Origin of the sequence: Nonlabens agnitus (assembly GCF_002994045.1) — a bacterium.
Classification (GTDB): Bacteria; Bacteroidota; Bacteroidia; order Flavobacteriales; family Flavobacteriaceae; genus Nonlabens; species Nonlabens agnitus.
Genome location: NZ_MQUC01000003.1, coordinates 2,748,145 through 2,770,379 on the forward strand (window position 1 = coordinate 2,748,145; position 22,235 = coordinate 2,770,379).

A 22,235-nucleotide genomic window follows, 5' to 3' on the forward strand; every position below is an offset into this window, starting at 1 on the left:
AGTTTTACCCTTTTTCTCTGTCATGCTGAATTCATTTCAGCATCTACGTGCTCAATTAGATAGTTGTATTCTCGCTTTCGCGCCTGCCTGTCGGCAGACAGGAAAGCGAAATTATTTTAATACAAGGCCTGCCAACTTTAATCTTTATTGCTGTACGGCCACTTTGTAATTGATACCGTATGTTTTTGTCAAATTATCATCATTGAAAATATCCTTGACAGGTCCGGTCGCGATGTGCTTCACGTTGAGGAATGTTACCCAATCAAAATATTCGGGAACGGTCTGCAAATCATGATGCACCACAATGACGGTTTTTCCAGCCTTGCGCAACTCCTTCAAAATGTTGATGATGGCAATCTCTGTCGTGGCATCCACACCTTGAAAGGGCTCGTCCATAAAATAGATGGCGGCATTTTGAACCAAAGCTCTTGCCAAGAAAATGCGTTGTTGCTGCCCACCAGAAAGCTGACTTATTTGCCTGCTTTTGAATGCTAGCATACCTACTTTTTCTAATGCTTCCAGGGATTGTTTCTTTTCTTTGGCACCAGGTCGCTTGATCCAGCCTAGCGAGCCGTAGGTCCCCATCATAACCACATCCAGTGCCGTGGTAGGGAAATCCCAATCCACGCTACCTTTTTGAGGTACATAAGCGACTTTATCGCGTTGTTTTACATAGGGTTTTCCATAAATAGCGACAGATCCCGCAATGGGATCGATGATGCCTAATATGGACTTGATTAGAGTAGACTTACCAGCGCCATTAGGTCCTACAATAGCCATCAACACACCTTCTGGAATGGAAAGGTCGATGTCCCAAAGCACTGGTTTGTAATTGTAGGCGACGGTTAGATCGTCTACCGCAACTGCGATTTTATCTTCCATTACTTTAAGGCGTTAACTATGGTTTCTACATTGTGTTTGTACATTCCCACATATGTACCTTCTGCGGTTCCTGCGCTGCCTAGCGCATCGCTGTACAATTCACCGCCTATGCTTACCTCATGGTTTTGGGCTTTTACAGCGGCTTGCAAGGCCTCAACCGTACGTCGTGGCACGCTACTTTCTATAAAAACGGCTTTTACTTTATTATCGATGATGAATTGAGTGATGCGCTGTACATCCTGCACACCAGCTTCTGTTGCGGTTGAGATGCCTTGCAGTCCCACGACCTCAAAGTCAAACGACCTCCCGAAATAATTAAAGGCATCATGTGCAGTAACTAAAATGCGTTTGTCTTGAGGTAACTCATTGATTTTGGCGGTAAGCTCTGTTTTTAATTGCTGGATTTTTTCAAGATAGGCATCACGGTTAGCGGCATAATAATCGGCGTTTTCTGGATCTGCTTTTGATAGCTGCTGGCTAACATATGCGGTCATCGTAGTCCAATAATCCACATCAAACCAAATATGTGGATCGTAATTGCTGGCAAAATACTCGCTGCCTATCAAAGTCTTTTTGTCCAGCGCATCGCTTATGGCGATCGTATTCTTTCCCTGTGAAGCCATTTGCTCAAAAACCTCTACCAGCTTTCCTTCCAGGTGCAGGCCGCTGTAAAAAATGATGTCTGCATTAAATAGTTTGGAAACATCGCCTTCGCTCGCCTTGTACAAGTGTGGATCCACGCCACTACCCATCAATCCTTGTACGTTTACTTTATCACCACCTATGTTTTCTACCATATCAGTAATCATGGTGGTGGTGGTGACAATTAGCAATTTATCGTTGCTGTCACTTTGGTTGCCACAGGAAATGAGCAGTAAAGCTAATAGGATGTAAACAATGTTTTTCATAGGTAATGTGGTTGTTGGGTGAGTTCGCTTTCGCGAAAGCTAATTTATGAGCCGCCGCGGTCCCTATATAATGTTTATAAGTTTCTAATGCGGTAGCTTAAGCCAGCGCTTAATAAAAGATTTTGGCCGTTTGTAAATCCAGATCCAAAAGTGACATCAAATTGCAAATCATCGTTTGCGAGATAGGTAAAGCCTGCATCCCAAAGGTGATTAGCGCTACTGTTTTCAGGGAAATCACCGTATATTTCTATATAGGAACCGATCTTGTCAGTAAGACTGTAACCGTAGGCAATGGTGTATAAATAACTCAACTCTGGATTGTTGGGACCAACACTGGCACCTAGATTATATGCAAGTCCAGACCTGTTTGATAACGTATGGTTAAAGGCAAACCTGAAGTCCATTCCGGTCGTTTCAGGCTGATAATCGCTGCTAGCGGTCAATGGTAAGTATAAATGCCCCAAAATAGCAATTTGTGGCATCCAGCCATTTTCTGGCGCGATACCAATTTTTGCTCCTAAAAGTAATGGCGAGGTGCCACTTAGATCGCCTTCCAGCTCTCGACCGTCAATTTCAAACTGAGTACGGCGCGTATCAAGTCCTAATCGTAATTCGAGATTATTGAGCAGCCCGTATCGTAACAAGGTTGTGTTGAATGTAGTTTCTTTAATGTCAACGCCGTTTTCTTCACTATCTATATAAAATCCGCCTGTTTCAATTTGAAGATAACCACGGCGCACAAGACTAGGTGATTCTGTCGCGTCTGGTCTGTCAGTTATAAGTGCGCCATCCACGTCATCTGTCGTCTGCGCAAAGACCGCAGGGTTTATAGTAAGAGTAATTAGAAATAATAGTTTTTTCATCATGTTGTTTTTAAATAGATATTGCTGGCGATACTTTCTGAAATGTGGAGCGTCTTATGGTCGGTTTTGATAAGAAACGACCCATCAAATTCCTCACGCTCCAAAACCTCTACCTTACTACCTAGCTCTATCTGGTGTTTGTCCAGATACTTTAGAAACTTGCGAGAGGTGTCCACAACACCAGTGATAACGCCATGATCGCCCTTCACAAGTTTGGACAAAGGAACTTGCTGCACCTCTTCATAATTCCCATCACGGTCTGGAATAGGGTCACCATGTGGATCTTTTCTGGGAAAGCCTAAATGTTTGTCCAACTCATCAATGAGTTTGCGGGACTGTATATGCTCCAGCTGTTCTGCCACATCATGAACCTCGTCCCAGTTAAAACCTAGTTTTTGTACCAGAAACACTTCCCACAACCGGTGCTTGCGCACGATCTGGTTAGCGTGATCCATTCCTAATTTTGTGAGCCTGGAACCTTTGTAAGGAATGTATTCGGCAAGATTTTTATCTGCTAGTCTTTTGAGCATGTCGGTAACAGATGAGGCTTTGGTATTCATCTGTCCCGCAATTTCATTAGTAGATACCAGCTCATCGCCCTGCTGCAGGTGATTAATGGCTTTGATATAGTTCTCTTCTGATACTGAGTGCATGCGGTAAAGGTAAATTATTAATTTGAACGGTAAAAACATATTTTTAGTCTTGTCTAAAAATAGTAGCAAATAAAAACCTTAATCGATTAATGATTAAGGTTGAAGTGATTAGCTATTAAGATTTACACCATTCCGCGTTCTTTCTGGATGGTCTCATAAGCTTCCTGCACCTTGCGGAATTTCTCCTCGGCGCCTTTTTTGTAAGCCTCGTCCATATCGATAAGTTTATCTGGATGGTATTTTTTGGCCATGGTACGGTAAGCTTTTTTCACCTCATGATCGGGCACAGATTTGTCGATCTCAAGGATTTTGTAGGCGTTGTCCTGATCCTTGACAAACATGGCCTTGATGGAGATAAAATCACGCTGCGTTAATCTCAAATAACCGGCAATTTGCTGTAGCATGTTCACTTCTGGAGAGCTTACATGGCCATCTGCTTGCGCAATACCAAATAGAAAATGCAGAATCTGCAACCTGGACTCATATCGGGTCCTGGCGTTGAGGTATTGACAAACCCTAGCAGGATTGATTTCCCTTTTTTTGACAACCTCATTGAATACCTTGAAAATCGCATTAGCGCGATCTTTACCATAGCTGCTTACAAAATACTGTTGTACGTACTGCATCTCGTTTTGCGTGACCTTGCCATCAGCCTTCATGACGATGGAGGAAAGTGTCAATAAGTGCAGCTCAAAATCCTCTGGACTTACTGTGGTAGAGCGCTGCTGGAAAGGTGCTCCAGTACGCTGGGTTGTAGTGGAACTATTTACAAATAGCGAGTACAACCATCGCAGTACCAAGAAAAGAAAAATATAACCGAAAAAGCTCATGGATACAATTAGCCCGCAAAAATAAGGAATACACTAACGGCTTTCAACGCTTTGTAAAATGTTCTTATTCCTCAACTTGATAACTCTCCTTAAGCACATAAATATCCTCAATGAGTGCTTTGATATCTTCTTCATCAGTGCCGTCATAGGAACGACCACGCAGGCGACCTTCTTTATCCACTAGCAAGAAATTCTCTGTATGTATCATGGCGTTCTCGCCGCCATATTTGTTCTTTTTTGCAGCTAGGTAGGATTTTCTTGCCAGATCATAGATCTGTTTGCGATCGCCTGTGACCAGATTCCACTTGGCATCGATCACACCTTTGCGATCTGCGTATTCTCTTAAGACCTGGACGCTATCAATCTCTGGAGTGACACTGTGCGAGAGTAACAAGACCTCTGGATCATTTTTAAATTCTTCCTGTAGCATCGTCATATTTTTGGTCATCACGGGACAAATACTGGGACATGTGGTAAAGAAGAAATCGGCTACGTAGATTTTGTTTTGATAATCTGCCTGGGTAATCGTGTCTCCATTTTGATTGATCAATTTAAACGGAGCAATTTTGTGGTATTTCTTGACAAAAAGCATGCTGTCGTCCACTAATGAAGGATCAAACTGGTCTGGTTGTAGCACGGCAAGCTGGCGATCTGGAGTAAGCGCATATTGAAATGCCGCCAAAATCCCACCACAAAGCACCACCATAAACAGGATGCGCCACTTATTATGTATCAAAAATTCTTTCATCGTTTAGCTTAAATACAAAATTACGACCTTATTGTAAGTTTAGTGGTGTGTATAAGGCTTTCCTAACATAATTATGGCTCCTATTGAGGCCGGAACTAGTAGGGTAGATGATGGGAATTTCGCTTTCGCGAAAGCGAACTAACCACAATCAAACTTTTAAAAAAAATCACCTGTGTGGCAGGAAGATCAACAGCGGCATGGATGATGTTATCTGTTAGTTTTGAGATTTTTGCTTTTACAAAGCCGAATCCCTTATTTTTGCCGCTTGAAAACCGATTAGACACATGCATCCCACGATTGTATTGATTATTAACTTCTTGATGAGTCTTTCCCTACTCATCGTTCTTCACGAATTAGGTCATTTTATACCAGCCCGACTTTTTAAAATCAAAGTCGAGAAATTCTACTTGTTTTTTGACATCAAATTTTCCCTTTTTAAGAAAAAGATAGGCGAGACCGTTTATGGAATAGGATGGTTGCCACTAGGTGGTTATGTCAAGATCGCTGGAATGATCGACGAGAGCATGGACAAGGAGCAAATGGCGCTACCACCGCAACCATGGGAATTTAGATCCAAGCCGGCGTGGCAGCGATTGATCGTGATGCTGGGTGGTGTGATCGTTAACGTGCTCGTAGGATTTATCATTTATGCCGGGATCATGTATTCCCAGGGAACACAGGTAGCTCATGGTGATGATTTTAAGTACGGTTTTGGGTATTCAAAAACACTGGAAGAAGTAGGTTTCATGCAAGGAGACCAACCTATGCTCATCAATGGTGACACGCTTGAAAATGCATTGGACCTCAATAAAATGCTTGTTTTTAGAGATGTAGAGACTGTTACTGTTTTAAGAAATGGCGCACCTGTAGAGATCAACATTCCTGAAGACATAGGCGACCGAATGTTTGAGGATGGTATTATGGGAAGACCAGAATTTAGATATCCGTTTGCTATAGATTCTATTGCTCCTGGTAGACTAGCTGATTCCTTAGGATTAAAAAAAGGAAATGAGATCATTGCTTTAGCAGGTTCTCCTATAGAATTTCAGACCGATGTTACCTATGCCATGAATAATATTGTAAAACCAGGTCAACCGTTTATTCTCTCTATTCTATCTGACGGTAGTCAAAGAGATATTGAATTAACGCTCACCAAAGCTGAAATGGCCAATGGGTTTGGTATAACAATGCGGTCTACAGATGATGATTTTGCTAGATTCACACGTCGTGATTACAGCATAGGTGAAAGTCTGGTTGCGGGTGTTTCCCGTGGTTACTGGACCATGCATGACTATATCGCACAGTTCAAATATGTATTTACTAAAAAAGGTGCTGGACAATTGGGTGGCTTTGGAACCATTGCCAAATTATATCCAGATACCTTCAATTGGATTGAATTTTGGGGTACCACAGCTTTGATTTCGTTCATTCTAGCGGTAATGAATATCTTGCCTATTCCTGCGCTGGATGGTGGTCACGTGATGTTTTTGCTGTATGAAATAGTCACGGGACGCAAGCCTGGAGATAAGTTTATGGAGCGCGCACAGATCATTGGGATCTTGATTTTATTAGTCTTGATGCTATATGCAAACGGGAACGACGTTTACAAATGGTTGTTTGGATAAAAATCAACCTTTTATTTTTATTGAAAAATATTGGCGTAAAATCCAAAACCTATTATATTTGCATCCGCTTAAGCAAATAGCTTGAGCATGTGTATATCACATTCCTCTTTAGCTCAGTTGGTTAGAGCATCTGACTGTTAATCAGAGGGTCCTTGGTTCGAGCCCAAGAAGAGGAGCAAAACAAACCAGTCTGAAAAGGCTGGTTTTTTTGTGCAACATATTGGGCAATAAGCCTCTGCCGCATATGGTACGGTAAGCCTATTGTCTGTCCCGATGGTTATCGGGAAAAAAGAACAAAAACCTAATCAGCAATGGTTGGGATTTTTGTTGGGGCTGAACTAGAAAGTTGATGATGGTAACGGTTTAAAGTGATCTCAATTTTTGAAAACTGCGGCTTCAATACCATTTTCAGATTCCCTATATTTACGATTAGTGCAAAAACTTTCAATCCATTACTCAAGTAATTGGATTTCAATATATAACATAGGAGAATGAGCTGTAATAGTTGTGGAACTGGCGATAGTGCGCCAGGTGGATGTAAGAATCACGGTACCTGTGGTACCTCAGGATGTAATAAACTCACCGTTTTTGATTGGCTGGCAAACATGGAATTGCCAGAAGGACAAGAACAATTCCCTTATGTTGAAGTTCGTTTCAAGAACAGCCGCAAAGAGTTCTTTCACAATCACGAGAACCTGCCTTTGAAAATTGGCGATGTAGTAGCAACCCAGGCCGCAACGGGTCATGATGTAGGTATCGTGACACTTACCGGCGAACTAGTACGTGTACAGATGAAGCGCAAGCGCGTCAAGCCTGACAGTGAAGAGGTGCTACAAATTTATCGCATTGCTAATCAAAACGATGTAGACAAGTGGAAAGAAGCCCGCAATCGTGAGGATGAGATGAAGATTAAGGCCAGAGAAATCGCTATACGATTAAAGCTCAAAATGAAAATCTCAGATATTGAGTTTCAAGGAGATGGCTCTAAAGCCACCTTTTTTTACACGGCAGATCAGCGCGTCGATTTTAGAGAGCTCATTAGGGAATATGCTGGAACATTCCGTACGCGTATTGAGATGCGTCAAATAGGGCTGCGTCAGGAAGCGGCTCGATTGGGCGGTATAGGATCTTGCGGTCGCGAATTGTGTTGCAGCACCTGGTTGACAGATTTTAGATCTGTTACCACCAGCGCTGCTCGTTATCAAAACCTGTCGCTCAATCCGCAAAAATTGGCGGGTCAGTGCGGTAAATTGAAATGCTGTTTGAATTACGAGTTGGATTCCTATCTGGATGCATTAAGTACATTCCCTAAGCAAAATCAAAAGCTCTACACAGAGAAAGGAGTTGCTTTGTGCCAAAAGGTTGATATTTTCAAAGGCCTCATGTGGTATTGTTACGATGGCGAGTGGATGAACTGGCACACCTTAACCATTGAACAGGTTCACGAGATTGTGGCTAAAAATAAGGCCAAGGAAAAGGTAGCTGGTATTGAAGAATACGCCCGTGAACTGGTCATAGAAGAAAAAGTAAGTTTTGAGAATGTGGTAGGTCAAGACAGCCTTACCCGTTTTGACAATAAATCTGGCGGTGGCAAGAATAAACGCAAAAAGCGTCGCAACAACCGCAATAAGAAGAAAGCGCCAGCAGGAAATGCTCCAGCAGCAAAAACGGCTGCCAAGACATCTCCTAAGCCAGCCAGCAAAGGCGGCCAGAGCAAACCCAACAAACCTCGCAGGAATAAACGTCGCGCAACTAAGGGTGGCAACAACAATAACGAGAAGAAATAAATGAATCTGGTACGTCGACTTGCTTTCGGTTTATTGGCGATCCCGGTGATCATAGGATGTGACGACAATCTGGTGGCTACAGACAGTAAGTCCTTTGATGGCGCATCCTGGCCCGCTAGTGAACCAGCCCAGTTTTTGATCGAACCGGTTGATACGGTTACTGATTTTCAGATATATTTGAATATGCGCAACAACAAGAGTTATGCGTATAAAAACCTTTGGTTGATCACTCAAATGAAATTTCCGCAGGGAAAGATCGTTACAGATACATTGGAGTATGCCATGGCAGATGCTAGAGGTGCATTTTTGGGTACCGGTAGCGATGTGGTGGAAAACAAATTAATATATAAGAAAGAATTTCGCTTTCGCGAAAGCGGAACATATCAACTTACCCTACAACAAGCCATGAGAAAAAGCGGTAGTGCCCAACCATTGGAACAGCTGGAAGGCGTGCTTGACGTAGGATATACTATTGAAAAAGAAATACAAAATGGCAGTAAGTAAAGCCCAGGAAGCAAAGCGCAAAGAAGACTTGCGAGCTAATGTGATTCTGTTCTGGAAACTCGTCGGTACGGCAATAGGATTGCTGGTGCTCCTATTTTTATTGACCAGTTGGGGCGTTTTTGGCTCCTTGCCAGACCACACAAAACTGGAAAATCCAGATACAGACCTCGCTACAGAGATTGTCGCATCTGACGGTATCACGTTAGGTAAATTCTACAAGGATAACCGTACGCCAGTAAATTTTGAGGACTTACCGCAAAACATGGTGGACGCGCTCGTTTCTACAGAAGATGAGCGTTTTTTTGAACATAGTGGTATTGATGGTTTTGGAACCCTGAGAGCGGTCGTTTTCTTAGGACAGCGCGGTGGTGCTAGTACCATTACACAACAACTGGCTAAAAACTATTTTACAGAGAAACCAGCTACTAATATCGTTGCTCGTATAGGTCAAAAGCTGAAGGAATGGATCATTTCCATTAGGCTGGAAAAACAGTACACCAAGCAAGAAATCATCGCTCAATATTTGAATCAGATCACCTTCTTATACAATGCAGATGGTGTTAGATCTGCCTCAAGGATTTATTTTGGAAAAGAGCCCAAAGACCTTAATGTGGAAGAAAGTGCGGTCATCGTTGCCATGCTTAAAAATCCGCGACAGTACAATCCGCGTAGGGAAATAAGCAAAGAGAAATCTTTCCAACGCCGCAATCAGGTATTTGTGCAAATGGTGCGTAATGATAAGATGACTGAGGCTATGAAAGATAGCCTTAGAGAACAACCTATTGAACTCAACTTTAGCCCAGAAACCCATAACGATGGAATGGCGACTTACTTTAGGGAATACCTAAGAAGCTGGCTGGATGACTGGATAGAGGATAACCCAAATCCTGCAGACGGTGAGAAGTACAACATCTACCGCGATGGACTTAAAGTCAACGTGACCATTGATAGCCGCATGCAAGCCATCGCAGAAAAGTCGGTTAAGGATCACATGAAAAACCTACAAGCCGAGTTTGATTATCAAAACCGAAACTTGAAGACGGCACCATTTAGAGATGTTACAGAGAAAGAAGTGGACGAGAAGATCCTAGCATCTGCCATGCGCAGATCAGAGCGATGGAGAATTCTTAAAGCAGATGGCAAGAGTGATCAAGAAATAAAGGACAGCTTCCTCGAGAAAACAGACATGACTGTCTTTTCATGGAACGGACCTATCGACACGCTCATGAGGCCTATTGACAGTATTAGGTATTATAAAAAGTTCTTGCAAGCTGGTATGATGTCTATGGAGCCGCAAACAGGTCACGTTAAAGCCTGGGTTGGCGGTATCAATCATGAAAATTTCAAGTTTGACCATGTCAAAAAAGGAAAGCGCCAGCCAGGTTCTACTTTCAAACCATTTTTATATGCCACGGCCATAGATTTACTTAAATATTCACCATGTCGAGAGTTTAGTGATGGAGAATACACCATTCCAGCAGGTAGATATGGAAACATGAGAGACTGGACACCTAAAAATTCCAGCGGTGGTTATGGAAATATGAGAACTTTGAAAGATGCTTTGGCTAATTCTGTGAACACGGTCTCTGCAAGGTTAATGGATGACGTTGGTCCACAAGCAGTGCTTGACAGAGTCAAAACGTTGGGCATCGATACGAGCAACATGAGCGCTCAACCAGCACTAGCTTTGGGAACGGAAGACGTGAGCCTTTATGAAATGGTAGCGGCTTATGGTGTGTTTGCTAATGGTGGTATCTATAATGAGCCTGTGTTAGTGACTAGTATCGAGGACAAAAATGGAACGGTATTGTATCAATACATGCCAGATTCTAAAGATGTCTTGAACCCAGAAGTGGCCTATACCACCGTCAAATTGATGGAAGGTGTTACTCAAATTGGTAGTGGTGCACGATTGCGCGACAAATGGCGTGGTAATCAATCCTATGCTAGTATTTTGACTGATTATCCTTATGCCTTTGAAAATGATATCGCCGGTAAAACGGGAACAACCCAAAACCAAAGTGATGGATGGTTCATGGGAATGGTACCTAATCTAGTAACTGGAGTTTGGGTTGGTGGTGAAGATCGCGCCGTTCACTTTCCTACCATTACTTATGGTCAAGGAGCTTCCATGGCATTGCCTATTTGGGGATCTTATATGAAAGGTGTGTACAAAAATGAAAACCTAGAAGTTTCTAAAGGAAGCTTCCCAAGACCAGCCAACCTCTCTATACAAACAGATTGTGACGTTTATCAACAAGAAAATGGCAGTCCAACCGAGGAAGATGATGGTGGTGAGCTAGATATGTAATTATGATACACAAACTGACTCTTGAGAATATCCTCTTTTTGGATATAGAAACAGTTCCTCAACATGAAAACTTTGAGGACTTAGAGTCGTTGGATCAAGAATTATTTGCTCAAAAAACACAGTATCAACGCCGGGAAGAATTCACGCCGGCCGAGTTCTATGACCGTGCTGGTATCTGGGCAGAATTTGGTAAGATCATCTGTATTTCAGTTGGGTTTTTTAGGGATACTGGATCTAAAAGGACTTTCAGGATCCACAGCTATAAAGGTGAAGAATCTCAATTATTGAAGGAATTTGCTCAGATGCTGGAAGAACACTTCTCCAGAAATGAACATCTACTCTGCGGTCACAATGCCAAAGAGTTTGATTTTCCCTTTATCGCTAGACGTATGATCATTCACGGTTTGGAATTGCCTACTAAGCTTAATCTATTCGGGAAAAAACCTTGGGAAATACCGCATCTGGACACCATGGAGTTGTGGAAGTTTGGCGACTATAAACACTTCACCAGTCTTAAATTACTCACTCGTATTCTAGGTATAGAATCGCCCAAGGATGATATAGACGGTTCCCAAGTACGAGACGTTTATTACAAAGAAAAGGATCTCGATCGCATCACACGTTATTGCGAGCGTGACGTGATCGCAGTCGCGCAAGTGATTCTCAAATTGCGCAATGAAAACCTACTGCAGGATGACCAGATCATCTCCAAATAACCTCCAGGTTGATGTGAAGGGATTGAACCTTTCCTTCAAAAACGGTAACCAATTCACGCAAGTGCTGCATGATGTCGATATCCAGTTACACAAGGATGAAATACTCGCGATTGTAGGAGAATCCGGTAGCGGTAAATCGATTACTAGTAAAATACTTATGGGCTTGCTGGACACGCGGCAGATTCAGGTGCATGCAAAAAAGTCTATTGTACTAGAAAAAGATGTGTTAAAGATGGATGCTGGTGAATGGGCTCGCTTTCGCGGAAGCGAGATCTCCATGATCTTTCAAGAACCCATGAGTTCGCTCAATCCCACCATCACTTGCGGTCAACAAGTCGCCGAAATATTGAAGATTCATACCCAGCTCAATGCTAAGGAACGGCACCAAACCGTGTTGGAACTTTTTGAGAAAGTCAAGCTACCATCGCCCGAGGTCACGTACCAAAAATACCCACATGAGATAAGTGGTGGCCAGATGCAACGCGTCATGATCGCTATGGCAGTGGCCTGCAAACCAAAAATTTTGATCGCAGACGAACCTACCACGGCGCTAGATGTTACGGTCCAGAGAGAGATCATCTTACTACTCAAATCGCTGCAAAGGGAATATGGAATGAGTATTGTGTTCATTTCCCACGATCTATCGCTGGTGCGATCCATTGCAGATCGTATCATGGTGATGTATCAAGGTCGTCTCGTAGAAACCAAGGATGCTCAAGATCTTTTTCAAAATCCACAAGAACTGTATACCAAAGCATTGATAGCTGCCAGACCAGAAACAGATCGTCGATTAAAACGACTGCCTACCATTAGGGATTTTATGGAAAAGCGACTGGTGGAACAAGTAGAAAGTACTTCCCAACGTAAGGAACGGCATCACGAGATGTATCGCGGCGTTCCTATTTTAAAAGTAGATAGCGTTGTGAAGGATTATGCACTTAAGAAAAAGCTGTTCCAGCCACGGCAATATTTTAGAGCGGTAGATCATGTCAGTTTTGAACTTTACAAGGGCGAAAGCCTTGGACTGGTAGGTGAGAGCGGTTGTGGTAAAAGTACGCTGGGCAACATGATTCTGGGACTGCTTCCCGTAACAAGCGGCCAGATTGTTTTTGAAAATCAAGATTTGAGTCAGATTTCTTCTAACGCGTTGAGAAAATTGCGCAAAAAGATCCAGATCATCTTTCAGGATCCATTTGCGTCGCTCAATCCGCGTTTGAAGATAGGCGATGCTATTATGGAGCCCATGAAGTGGCACGGCATAGGATCCAGCGATAAGGACCGCAGGCATCGTGTCGAGCAGTTGCTGGAGCGTGTTGGGCTCGACAGCGGCTATTTTGAACGCTATCCGCATGAATTTAGTGGTGGTCAACGACAACGCATAGGCATTGCACGAGCGGTCGCCTTAGAACCAGAATTGATTGTATGTGATGAGTCTGTTAGTGCACTGGATATAAGTGTGCAAGCACAGGTGCTCAACCTGCTCAATGAATTTAAGGAAGATCTTGGGTTCTCCTATATTTTCATCTCACACGATCTAGGCGTGGTCAAGTATTTTTGCGATAGGGTGATCGTGATGAATAAAGGAAAAATCGAGGAGCAAAACGAGGCAGATGAACTCTATTCAAACCCGCAAAGAGAATATACCAAAAAGCTTATTGAAGCAATTCCCTAAGAATTCTACCAAATAAAAATCCCATCCAGGCGGTATTCCTAGATGGGATTTGAATTTGAAAGCAACAGCCTAAAACGCAAAAAACGTTCGCGCCACTAGCTTACAAAGACCTTTAATAAATCTAAAGGTAGAAACAATACTATTGGGTTTTTGAATGGAAGTTTGCACGATATATAATTTTGTGATTAGGAAGCTCTAATATCATAATTAAAACCTAATAAAACAGTATAAGTGCATAATTATTCGATTAAAAGCACTTTTGATCTACATAATATGTTAATTGGAGCGCTCTGCATCACGCTGTTCCTGCGCTAGGTGATCCAGATATAGAATTCCATTCAAGTGGTCAATCTCATGCTGGAAAATCACCGCGGTAAAGTCTTCTACCATCTCGATTTTATGACCTGCATCCATCGTATCATATTCTACCAGGATCGCGTAGGCTCGTGAATTAAGCGTCTCGCGTCGATCAGGAATGGAAAGACAGCCTTCTGCACATTCTTGCTTCTTTTCAGAGTACTGTTTGATCACTGGATTTAAGATTACCTCAAACGGGAAATCAGGCTTGTCAAAACGTTGCACCCAAGCGATACGTTTTAAAATCCCAACTTGCGGCGCGGCGATACCAGCACCTAGCGACAGGCTATCGCGCACGGTGGCGTACATGCGATCCACCAGTCTTTTAAGGGTTGCATCCTTGGGATCGACATCAACTGCGATACTATTCTTGCGCAACAGCAGCGAGTCAGACTCTTTGGTAATCTTGAAAACGCGCATGGGTACTGTCGTTCCAGCATCCATGATCATGCTTTGCTGTTCTTTAGTGAACTGGTTGGTGGATTTTTGCGCTTTCGCGAAAGCGAAACTTCCCAAAAACACTACTGCAACGAGGTATATTTTTGAAACCATCATCTTAATTTTTAGGGCTGGAAGGCGTGATCTCAAAGTTTGGTCTCTTGCCTACGCTTACCTCGCTAGAACCCAAAATCTGAACGGTTCCTGCTGTAAAGTCTTCCTCGGTCGCGTCAAAGATGTTGTCCACGTATTTCTGTGGATTTCTGTCAATGTATGGAAACCAGGTGCTGTGAATCTGGATCATGATGCGGTGCCCTTTTTTGAAGGTATGCAGTACATCCTGCAATGGAAAGTTCACTGATGTTTTTTGACCTTTTACAAAAGCTTCTGGCTTTGAAAAGTCATTACGGAAACGGCCTCTAAAAGTCTCTGCACGTACCAATTGTTGGTATCCCGCGAGAGTCACATGGTCTGGAGTCTTTTCCTCATTTTGCATGGTGTCTGGATAGACATCGATGACCTTGACGATAAAATCTGCATCTGTGATGTCCTTGAGAATCACGTCCAGATTGGCTTGTATCTCGCCTGCAAGTCTGGTGTCATCTTCTAGGACGTCTGTCTGGAAAGTAAGCACATCAGGTCTTCTAGAGGCATGGCGCTGGTCGTCTGTCATGTAGGCACGAGGCGTGAAAGTCACCGGCGTTACCTCACTACGAAAAGGTACTGGATGAGCAGGATCGCTAACATAATCAAAGCTAGCGGTCTCGTCTTCTTTTTCGTTCATCAACAATTTGCCGTTTTTGCCAAAACCAAAAACGATCTGCTCTTGTTTAGGCGGCCATACATTGAACTGTTCCCATTGCTTCAAGCCTGTATCAAACATATAAGCTTCTGGCAACTGCGGATTCTTGGCACCTTTTAAGTGATGCTCAAAGAATGGTGTTTCAATATTACGCTGGTAAAATGTCGAGATACTGTCACCAAAAACGATGTGGTTAACCATTTGCGTGCCTGGTTCACGAGCCCAGTTACCGTGGCTCCATGGACCCATCACGATGGTGTTGTTTTTGTTTTTTGGATTGTTGCGTTCCACATTTTTATAGATGGTTAACGGTCCATACAAATCCTCTGCATCAAACCATCCACCTACGGTCATGACCGAATGGTCCACGTTCTCCAGATGATTGACGATGGATCTTTTTTGCCAGAACTCGTCATAGTTGGGATGTTCTGTTACTTGCTTCCAGAATTCGTTGTCTGGATAAATATTCTCGGTCACGTTTTTTAAAGGGCCCAACGCCATGTTATAGGCATAAGAGTCCTTTGTGTTTCCTGCAGCTCGCATGGCTTCCCATTTATCGTTGTACCAGCTCTCTGTAGTTGGTCCTTCCGTTTGATGTCCAAATACTGGATAGGCCATCAAATAGCTTTGCAAAGTGGCGCCCATGTGATGAAAGTCATCAAAAAAGAAATCACCAATAGGTGCTTGTGGTGATGAGGCCACTAGTGCCGGATGCGCATCTGGCAAGGCCGCTGCGGTGTAGAATCCTGGATAGGAAATACCCCATTGACCTACTTTCTTATTGGTGTTCTTAAGGTTATTCACCAGCCAGTCAATCGTATCATAGGTGTCTGAACTTTCATCGATATCCTTAGTGTTCTTGATATCATTCCCTGGAATATTAGGTGTCATGTTGTTAAAGGTACCTTCACTCATCCATCGACCGCGCACATCTTGATAGACAAAAATGTAGCCATCTTCCATCATGTATTTGTTGGGACCCAATGATCTCTTGAATTCATTCTCACCATAAGGCGCCACACTATAGCAGGTGCGTTGCATCATTATGGGATATTTTTTTGAGGTGTCCTTTGGCGCATAGATTACGGTGTACAGCTTCACACCATCACGCATCGGAATGTATTGTACGGTTTTAGTGTAATTGTCTTGTACATAGGTGGATGAGGATTGCGCTTTCGCGAAAGCGAACCCAACAACCAACAATACGGTAACGAAAATGTTTTTCATAAGAAATAGATATGGCTTAAAGATAGTCAATGCGACAAAAAAAGGCCTCCAACTAGGAGACCTTTCTTGAGTGTTCAAATGGTGTTACCAGATTATCACGCGATCTTCTGGTTTGACGTACATTCCGTCGCCTTCTTTGATGTCAAAAGCATCATAGAACGCCTGGATATTTTGAAGCGGCACATAGCCACGATACATACCAGGTGAGTGAGTATCACCCTTGATGCGCTGTTGGAGTGCCTCATCACGCATCTTGGTACGCCATACCGTTGCCCAGCTTATGAAAAAGCGTTGCTCTTGAGTAAATCCATCAATATCTTCTTCTGGTCTGCCTTTATCGTCCAGCCACATTTGTAGGGCATCATAGGCCGCATTCACACCGCCTAGATCGCCGATATTCTCGCCTAAAGTGAACTTACCGTTGATGAAAACATCTGGCATTACTTCAATGGCGCTGTACTGGTCTGCAAGGTTGGTTCCCAATCCTTCAAATTTTGTGTTATCCTCGTCTGTCCACCAGTTGGTCATGTTTCCAGATGCGTCAAAACGAGCGCCACTGTCATCAAAACCGTGAGAGATCTCGTGGCCAATTACTGCGCCCATACCGCCAAAGTTGATCGCCGCATCTGCGTTATAATCATAAAAGGGTGGTTGTAGAATCGCTGCCGGGAAAACAATCTCGTTATAATATGGATTGTAGTAGGCGTTCACTGTTTGTGGAGACATGAACCATTCTGTCTTATCCACAGACTCGCCTAAATCGTTGAGGTTATCTTGACGGTTCCATTTGCTTACCGCCATCATGTTGTCAAAAAGAGTACCGCCATTTTCTGGGCTTTTTATTTCCAGAGCGCTGTAATCCTTCCACTTGTCGGGATATCCTATTTTGATCGTCATGCCGTTAAGTTTGTCAATGGCTTTTTTCTTGGTGTCTGCACTCATCCAGTCTAAGGCATTGATGCGCACTTCATAAGCTTTCTTGACATAGTCGATCATCTCTAAAGCTTTGTCCTTTGCTTCTTTAGGGAATTTTTCATCTACATACAGTTTACCCAAAGCTTCACCAACAGTTCCATTGACCACATCTAGGGCACGTTCTTCCAAAGGTTCTTGTTCTACGGCACCGCGCATCGTTTTGCTGTAAAAATCCCAGTTGGCATCTTCCAAGGTGCTGGACAAGCTGCTGGCCGATCGATTGATGATGGTCCATTTTAAATAATCCTTGATCACTGGCAGATTCTTTTGCGCGATCATAGGCTGTAGGGATTTCAAATAATCTGGTTGTGAAACGATAATGGTATCAAAATCCTTTACACCTAAGGTTTCAAAATAACGTTCCCAGTCCATCGCTGGAACCAGTTTTTTCAAGTTTTCTTTAGGCATAGGATTGTAAGATAGCAAAGGGTTTCTACTAGAAACCTTATTCATCATAGGCTTGGCTAATTTCCCTTCAAAGGCTACAATTTCTGCAGCGGTGGTTTTTGCAGCAAGACTATCCGTTCCTGTTAGGCTCAACATGCGAGCCACGTGTTGCTTGTATTTTTCAAGCTTTTGCTTGCTATCTTCGTCCTGTTCCACATAGTATTCACGTGCCATTCCTAGGCTACCTGTTCCTAATTGTGCAACGTTGATGTTGGTGTCCTTGGCATCTGGTGATGCATAGAATGATATCAAACCGTTAATCCCGTAAGCGGAAAGATCACCTAGCAATTCTGGCAATTGGTTGATGTTAGTCACCGCATCGACCTGCTGTAAATAGGGAAGAAGAGGTTCGTAGCCCGTGTTGTCACGATTTTCTGTATCGACGATGGATTGAAACAGGTACACAGCCTTTGCCTGGTCAGACGCTGGGTCTAGATTCTCATCTTTTTCAGCTTTTCTTAGAATGGCAAGTACGTCTGCGTCTGTTTGCTTGCGCAGCTTGTTGAAGCCGCCCCAAACGGTTTGGTCTGCTGGAATTTCGGTTGAATCGATCCAGGTACCGTTGACATATCTATAAAAGTCATCCTTAGGACTCACTAAGGTATCCATGGCGGTAAAGTCTATGCCGGGATAGGTGTTGTTTTCAGCGATTTCGGTTTCCTTTTCATCTTTACAGGATGCGAAAACGGTGATTATGGCTATGATCATAAGTGATCTAACAGCGCTCCAATGGTGTTTCATTGTATTGAAATTTTAGTGTGATAAATGTAATTTGTTTTCCACCGTTGCAACAACATTACTAAACGGATTTAACAATGTGGTTGTAATGGAGTGGTTGTAGTAGAGTTCGCTTTCCTGTCTGCCGACAGGCAGGCGCGAAAGCGATACTTTCCAATCTATAGGTGCATCTTGACTAGGATTTGTTACAATAAAAAAGAGCTTTCCTCTATGGAAAGCTCTTCAATGTAGAGTAAATAAAGCGTTGTTAGCGTACTAGTAGTTTTTGAGTTGTCGAGTCGCCGTTAGATGATAGGGTCAAGAAGTACATTCCTGGTGCGAAACCAGTAAGGTCCAATGTTTCTTTTTTATTGTCGATCGTTGCAGATCGCAAGATTTGCTTGCCCGTGATGTCTGTTACCTGATAGTTATATTCACTATCCATTTTCCAATTAAGGTTGAAAATACCGTTGGATGGATTAGGATAAACGGTGTACTGAAGCTCCTGCTTTGCATTTGTGCTGGTGTTTTTTCCTGTGATCATAACATTATCAAGCACAACACCTTCTTGATTGATCGACTGATCAGAGTGAAACACAAATCTAAAAATGACACGTTCGTTACCTACAAGATCGTCCAGTGAGGTCTTGTAAGTGGTCATCTGGCTGTTAGTACCTGTCCATTGTCCACCTTGACAGCTAAAGCAGTTATTGCCTTCATTTGATTTGTTTGAGCTGTACCAGTTTTCATCATCTGCATTGCCTAGTAGGTTCCAGTTATTCCCATTATCTGTCGAGTATTGCACATAGAATATATCCCAATCCTGCTCTAGGTCATAGGCCATATCAAACTTGAACTGGGCCGTATCTACATCAGCTAGGTTGTAGCATCCAGTGTATAGGTAGGCTACGGTTAGGTCTGTATAATTACCATCTAGATTTGTGGCATATACTTGTTGACCATCTGCCGCCTTATTCAACAATCTGCCTTTAGGAGTACCGCGCTCCCAAAGGACGTTTGCGCTTTTCTCATTTAAAGTAACCAGAGTTTCTTGTTCAAAACCGTAGTTCCGGTTAAGATTTGCAGAATTGTTTTGAACGATGGTCAATGTTTTGAAATTGTTGCTCAAAAATTCATCGTTGTCTGCAGATACTTGTAATCTAAGAGTGTACGATCCTGGTTCAAGATTTAAATCATCAATAGTGACGATTACTTCTTCTTGAGGGTCGATTTCTAGCTCGTAATTTCTAGATAGGTCTGCACCACCATTGATGGAATAAGTAAGAGTTACTTTGTTGATAGGATTCATACCTGTATTCTCAAGCAGAACATCTACGATGTTACTGCCACAATCGATGGAACCACCATCATTGTTAGAGGCAGATTTCATGCGAATGTCATCCATAGGTTGTACAAACTCTACTTTAGTTTGCCATACACCACGACCATAGGTTCCAGCGGTCATGATCATATCATTAGGATTGATCTCGATGTCACGAACATTTACATTAGGAAGATTATTGGAAAACTTAACCCAATTTCCAGACGCTTCCAGATATTTGAAAATACCTACCGTTGTTCCAACAAATAAGGCATTGTCTGCACTGTTTGCCAGGTGAGCCAAAGTGTTTTTACCTAAGTGTGGTAAATTAGAAGTAATGTCTTCAAAGTTAGCACCCATATCATTGCTCATCATTATTTTACCATAAGCTGATCCGGTAGCTACATAAAGGATATTATCGTTATTGTTGTTTACTTCAATCGCTGTGATTTCTCCAGGAAGTTCTTTGATCCAGGTAAATTCCTTACCACCATCTGTACTTCTAAACAATTGCGCATCAACCGCCACATACATGATATCTTCATTGATAGGATCGATTTCCAAAACATCGATATTACCCGTAAAGCTTGAGGATACGGCTACAAACCTATCGCCGTCTACTTTGTATAATTTGTTATAACCAGCATAGATATCACCTGTGCTGGTAGTTTTAAGAGGAGTGATCCAGTTCCCTTGTGTAGGTCCTTCTATTTTCTTCTTAAATGATCCAGCGTCGTCTGTAATGTAAAGACCAGAACCAAACTGTGTAAAACTGTAACGTACATCAGAGTTGTTAGGATCTATACCAGCATCCATCCCATCAGCTCCATGAAAATTTTTCCAGGTATTGCCACTGCGAGTAAACCCACCATTATCCTGTAAACCACCAGTGATATTGCTACTGGATTTAGACCCTACAGCGATACGATAAAATTGGCCTATTTGAAGACCACTGGTCAGATCTGTAAATGAGGTGGCCTCGTTACTACTTCTATAAACACCACCATCAGAAAGAACAAACAGCTCACCATTAAACTCTCTTATTTGGTGAATGTCTGCATGTGTGTAGGTAGGTGATTCTGGATTGTTCCAAGTGTTGATGCGATCAAAATTACTACCGCCATCAACAGACTTCCACACGTTGAGTGCTCCAGTATAAATTACATTGGCATCAGATTGTGATACTTCCAAAGCTAGGTTGTACCAAGCTTGTTTATTCTCAAGAATATCAACACCATCGTCTTTTCTAGCAAAAGAATCACCACCATCAGTAGACTGGTAAACGCCCATGAAGCTGTTTTCAACACCTGCTGCCAGAATATAGACTACTGACGCATCTGCTTTTGTAACACCTATCACCATTCTAGTGATGCCCGTAGGTAATCCTAAATTGATTTGGGTAAAAGTCTCACCAGCATCAACCGACTTAAAGAAAGAGTTGGGCGTTGCTAGGTATATAATGTTGGGGTTACTCGTATTTATCTTGACATCCTTTACGTTACCGCTAAAAATTTTCTTCACGGTAGTTCCTGCGTTCATGGATTTGAACAATCCCTTGTTGGATGCAATGTAGAGGTTGTCATTGTTAGATGGATCAATATAAATCTCGCTTATATTGGCACCAGGATCATTAAAAGTAAGTCCAGTTGTTGTAAAGCTGTCGCCACCATTAGTAGACTTAAGCATTCCTATGCTTGAAGAATCACCAGCGTCATCATCACCAGTTCCTATATACACAACGTTAGAATCAGTAGCGTCAATTGCGATAGCGCTAACTCCTATTTGGGAAAGAAAATCAGTTAGTGGAGTCCAGTGTTGACCTGCAGTGGTAGATTTCCACAAGCCACCAGAAGGTGCGCCCACATAATACACATCACTGTTATTAGGATCTACCGCTATAGTATTTATTCTTCCTTGACCAGGTGACCAGGAAGAAGTGTTTTCATAAGTAAAAGGTCCAACTGGATTCCAGTTGGATGTATCTACGTGACCATCTTTGGGTTGCACAAACCCTAGAAGTTGCTCAGCTACTTCTTGACCTGACTGTACAGTACCATCAGGTTTTACGTAAGGTTTTGCTCTTTCAAGCCATCTTAGGAATGGTTTGTAACCACTTCCTTTGGCGTTTTTGTTATGAGAAGACCAGTATTGTTCTCCAGCCATTTTGACCTGATCATACTTGATCTCGCCAGTACTTTTTTGTACCGCGATGTCTTTCATCCATGGAGCATCGGTTCCCAATTGGCCCGAAACCGTAAAAGATACTAGTAGGATAATTAAAGTAATGATTCTCATAAATCTGTGCTCAATGTTCAAGCAATATACTCCTGTAAGAGGCGTACGGTTTTCACTATTCTGTAGCAAGTAGCGTTATGAGTTCAATGGCAACAATACTCGATTAAAGGTGCGTGTAGATGTCCGTTAAACGATGAAATCAAGTGTTAAAATGTGT

The 22,235-nt window shown here is 42.6% G+C and carries 16 protein-coding genes and 1 tRNA gene; 7 read left to right on the forward strand and 10 right to left on the reverse strand.

Features of this window, described 5'->3' with window-relative positions:
- Positions 1-144: 144 nt before the first annotated feature.
- The 6 genes from BST86_RS12720 to BST86_RS12745 form a co-directional block, all read right to left on the reverse strand.
- Positions 145-882 (reverse strand): metal ABC transporter ATP-binding protein, encoded by a 738-nt coding sequence (locus tag BST86_RS12720; protein WP_105983580.1) that lies wholly within the window; start codon positions 880-882, stop codon positions 145-147.
- A complete protein-coding gene (locus tag BST86_RS12725) occupies positions 882-1,790 on the reverse strand; it encodes a metal ABC transporter solute-binding protein, Zn/Mn family (RefSeq protein WP_105983581.1) in 909 nt (302 codons plus the stop codon). Before BST86_RS12725 ends, BST86_RS12720 begins: the two co-directional genes overlap by 1 nt.
- Positions 1,791-1,864: 74 nt before the next feature.
- Entirely contained in the window at positions 1,865-2,653 is a 789-nt protein-coding gene (locus BST86_RS12730; RefSeq protein ID WP_242446531.1) for a transporter, read from the reverse strand.
- A complete protein-coding gene (locus tag BST86_RS12735) occupies positions 2,653-3,306 on the reverse strand; it encodes a metal-dependent transcriptional regulator (protein ID WP_105983583.1) in 654 nt (217 codons plus the stop codon). The genes BST86_RS12730 and BST86_RS12735 overlap by 1 nt, the downstream gene beginning before the upstream one ends.
- Before the next feature lie 122 nt (positions 3,307-3,428).
- The gene (locus tag BST86_RS12740; protein ID WP_105983584.1) at positions 3,429-4,136 is read right to left on the reverse strand and encodes a tellurite resistance TerB family protein; all 708 of its coding nucleotides are present in this window, start codon (positions 4,134-4,136) and stop codon (positions 3,429-3,431) included.
- 64 nt (positions 4,137-4,200) lie between these two features.
- A complete protein-coding gene (locus BST86_RS12745; protein WP_105983585.1) occupies positions 4,201-4,884 on the reverse strand; it encodes an SCO family protein in 684 nt (227 codons plus the stop codon).
- Positions 4,885-5,168: 284 nt separating this feature from the next.
- Here BST86_RS12745 and rseP point away from each other — a divergent pair, with 284 nt between their 5' ends.
- The 7 genes from rseP to BST86_RS12780 all read left to right on the forward strand — a co-directional run bounded on the left by rseP (position 5,169) and on the right by BST86_RS12780 (position 13,499).
- Positions 5,169-6,509: an RIP metalloprotease RseP gene (gene rseP / locus BST86_RS12750; RefSeq protein ID WP_242446532.1), complete on the forward strand. Its 1,341-nt coding sequence runs from the start codon at positions 5,169-5,171 to the stop codon at positions 6,507-6,509.
- A 102-nt stretch (positions 6,510-6,611) separates the two neighbouring features.
- Positions 6,612-6,685: transfer RNA gene (locus tag BST86_RS12755), tRNA-Asn, on the forward strand.
- Positions 6,686-7,000: 315 nt separating this feature from the next.
- A complete protein-coding gene (locus BST86_RS12760) occupies positions 7,001-8,296 on the forward strand; it encodes a PSP1 domain-containing protein (RefSeq protein ID WP_105983586.1) in 1,296 nt (431 codons plus the stop codon).
- Positions 8,297-8,800: a gliding motility lipoprotein GldH gene (locus tag BST86_RS12765; RefSeq protein WP_105983587.1), complete on the forward strand. Its 504-nt coding sequence runs from the start codon at positions 8,297-8,299 to the stop codon at positions 8,798-8,800. It begins immediately after the preceding gene.
- A complete protein-coding gene (locus tag BST86_RS12770) occupies positions 8,787-11,111 on the forward strand; it encodes a penicillin-binding protein 1A (RefSeq protein ID WP_105983588.1) in 2,325 nt (774 codons plus the stop codon). Before BST86_RS12765 ends, BST86_RS12770 begins: the two co-directional genes overlap by 14 nt.
- Before the next feature lie 2 nt (positions 11,112-11,113).
- Positions 11,114-11,827 (forward strand): 3'-5' exonuclease, encoded by a 714-nt coding sequence (locus tag BST86_RS12775; RefSeq protein ID WP_105983589.1) that lies wholly within the window; start codon positions 11,114-11,116, stop codon positions 11,825-11,827.
- On the forward strand, positions 11,805-13,499 hold the full coding sequence (locus tag BST86_RS12780; protein WP_105983590.1) for an ABC transporter ATP-binding protein: 1,695 nt from the start codon (positions 11,805-11,807) through the stop codon (positions 13,497-13,499). Before BST86_RS12775 ends, BST86_RS12780 begins: the two co-directional genes overlap by 23 nt.
- A 276-nt stretch (positions 13,500-13,775) precedes the next feature.
- On the opposite strand, the gene def is transcribed toward BST86_RS12780, so the two are convergent.
- The 4 genes from def to BST86_RS12800 all read right to left on the reverse strand — a co-directional run bounded on the left by def (position 13,776) and on the right by BST86_RS12800 (position 22,078).
- Positions 13,776-14,411 carry a peptide deformylase gene (gene def / locus BST86_RS12785; RefSeq protein ID WP_105983591.1) on the reverse strand — a complete coding sequence of 212 codons (636 nt, stop codon included), beginning with the start codon at positions 14,409-14,411 and terminating at the stop codon, positions 13,776-13,778.
- Position 14,412: 1 nt separating this feature from the next.
- A complete protein-coding gene (locus tag BST86_RS12790) occupies positions 14,413-16,323 on the reverse strand; it encodes a CocE/NonD family hydrolase (protein ID WP_105983592.1) in 1,911 nt (636 codons plus the stop codon).
- A gap of 84 nt (positions 16,324-16,407) precedes the next feature.
- Complete coding sequence (locus tag BST86_RS12795) at positions 16,408-18,486, reverse strand: M13 family metallopeptidase (RefSeq protein WP_105983593.1); 2,079 nt, start codon at positions 18,484-18,486, stop codon at positions 16,408-16,410.
- 244 nt (positions 18,487-18,730) lie between these two features.
- The gene (locus BST86_RS12800) at positions 18,731-22,078 is read right to left on the reverse strand and encodes a T9SS type A sorting domain-containing protein (RefSeq protein WP_105983594.1); all 3,348 of its coding nucleotides are present in this window, start codon (positions 22,076-22,078) and stop codon (positions 18,731-18,733) included.
- Between the last annotated feature and the right edge of the window lie 157 nt (positions 22,079-22,235).

What these genes read in the sequence shown, in the direction of transcription:
- BST86_RS12720 (WP_105983580.1), bottom strand. Translation starts at nt 882, where the DNA reads ATGGAAGATAAAATCGCAGTTGCGGTAGACGATCTAACCGTCGCCTAC.
- BST86_RS12725 (WP_105983581.1), bottom strand. Translation starts at nt 1,790, where the DNA reads ATGAAAAACATTGTTTACATCCTATTAGCTTTACTGCTCATTTCCTGT.
- BST86_RS12730 (WP_242446531.1), bottom strand. Translation starts at nt 2,653, where the DNA reads ATGAAAAAACTATTATTTCTAATTACTCTTACTATAAACCCTGCGGTC.
- BST86_RS12735 (WP_105983583.1), bottom strand. Translation starts at nt 3,306, where the DNA reads ATGCACTCAGTATCAGAAGAGAACTATATCAAAGCCATTAATCACCTG.
- BST86_RS12740 (WP_105983584.1), bottom strand. Translation starts at nt 4,136, where the DNA reads ATGAGCTTTTTCGGTTATATTTTTCTTTTCTTGGTACTGCGATGGTTG.
- BST86_RS12745 (WP_105983585.1), bottom strand. Translation starts at nt 4,884, where the DNA reads ATGAAAGAATTTTTGATACATAATAAGTGGCGCATCCTGTTTATGGTG.
- rseP (WP_242446532.1), top strand. Translation starts at nt 5,169, where the DNA reads ATGCATCCCACGATTGTATTGATTATTAACTTCTTGATGAGTCTTTCC.
- BST86_RS12760 (WP_105983586.1), top strand. Translation starts at nt 7,001, where the DNA reads ATGAGCTGTAATAGTTGTGGAACTGGCGATAGTGCGCCAGGTGGATGT.
- BST86_RS12765 (WP_105983587.1), top strand. Translation starts at nt 8,297, where the DNA reads ATGAATCTGGTACGTCGACTTGCTTTCGGTTTATTGGCGATCCCGGTG.
- BST86_RS12770 (WP_105983588.1), top strand. Translation starts at nt 8,787, where the DNA reads ATGGCAGTAAGTAAAGCCCAGGAAGCAAAGCGCAAAGAAGACTTGCGA.
- BST86_RS12775 (WP_105983589.1), top strand. Translation starts at nt 11,114, where the DNA reads ATGATACACAAACTGACTCTTGAGAATATCCTCTTTTTGGATATAGAA.
- BST86_RS12780 (WP_105983590.1), top strand. Translation starts at nt 11,805, where the DNA reads ATGACCAGATCATCTCCAAATAACCTCCAGGTTGATGTGAAGGGATTG.
- def (WP_105983591.1), bottom strand. Translation starts at nt 14,411, where the DNA reads ATGATGGTTTCAAAAATATACCTCGTTGCAGTAGTGTTTTTGGGAAGT.
- BST86_RS12790 (WP_105983592.1), bottom strand. Translation starts at nt 16,323, where the DNA reads ATGAAAAACATTTTCGTTACCGTATTGTTGGTTGTTGGGTTCGCTTTC.
- BST86_RS12795 (WP_105983593.1), bottom strand. Translation starts at nt 18,486, where the DNA reads ATGAAACACCATTGGAGCGCTGTTAGATCACTTATGATCATAGCCATA.
- BST86_RS12800 (WP_105983594.1), bottom strand. Translation starts at nt 22,078, where the DNA reads ATGAGAATCATTACTTTAATTATCCTACTAGTATCTTTTACGGTTTCG.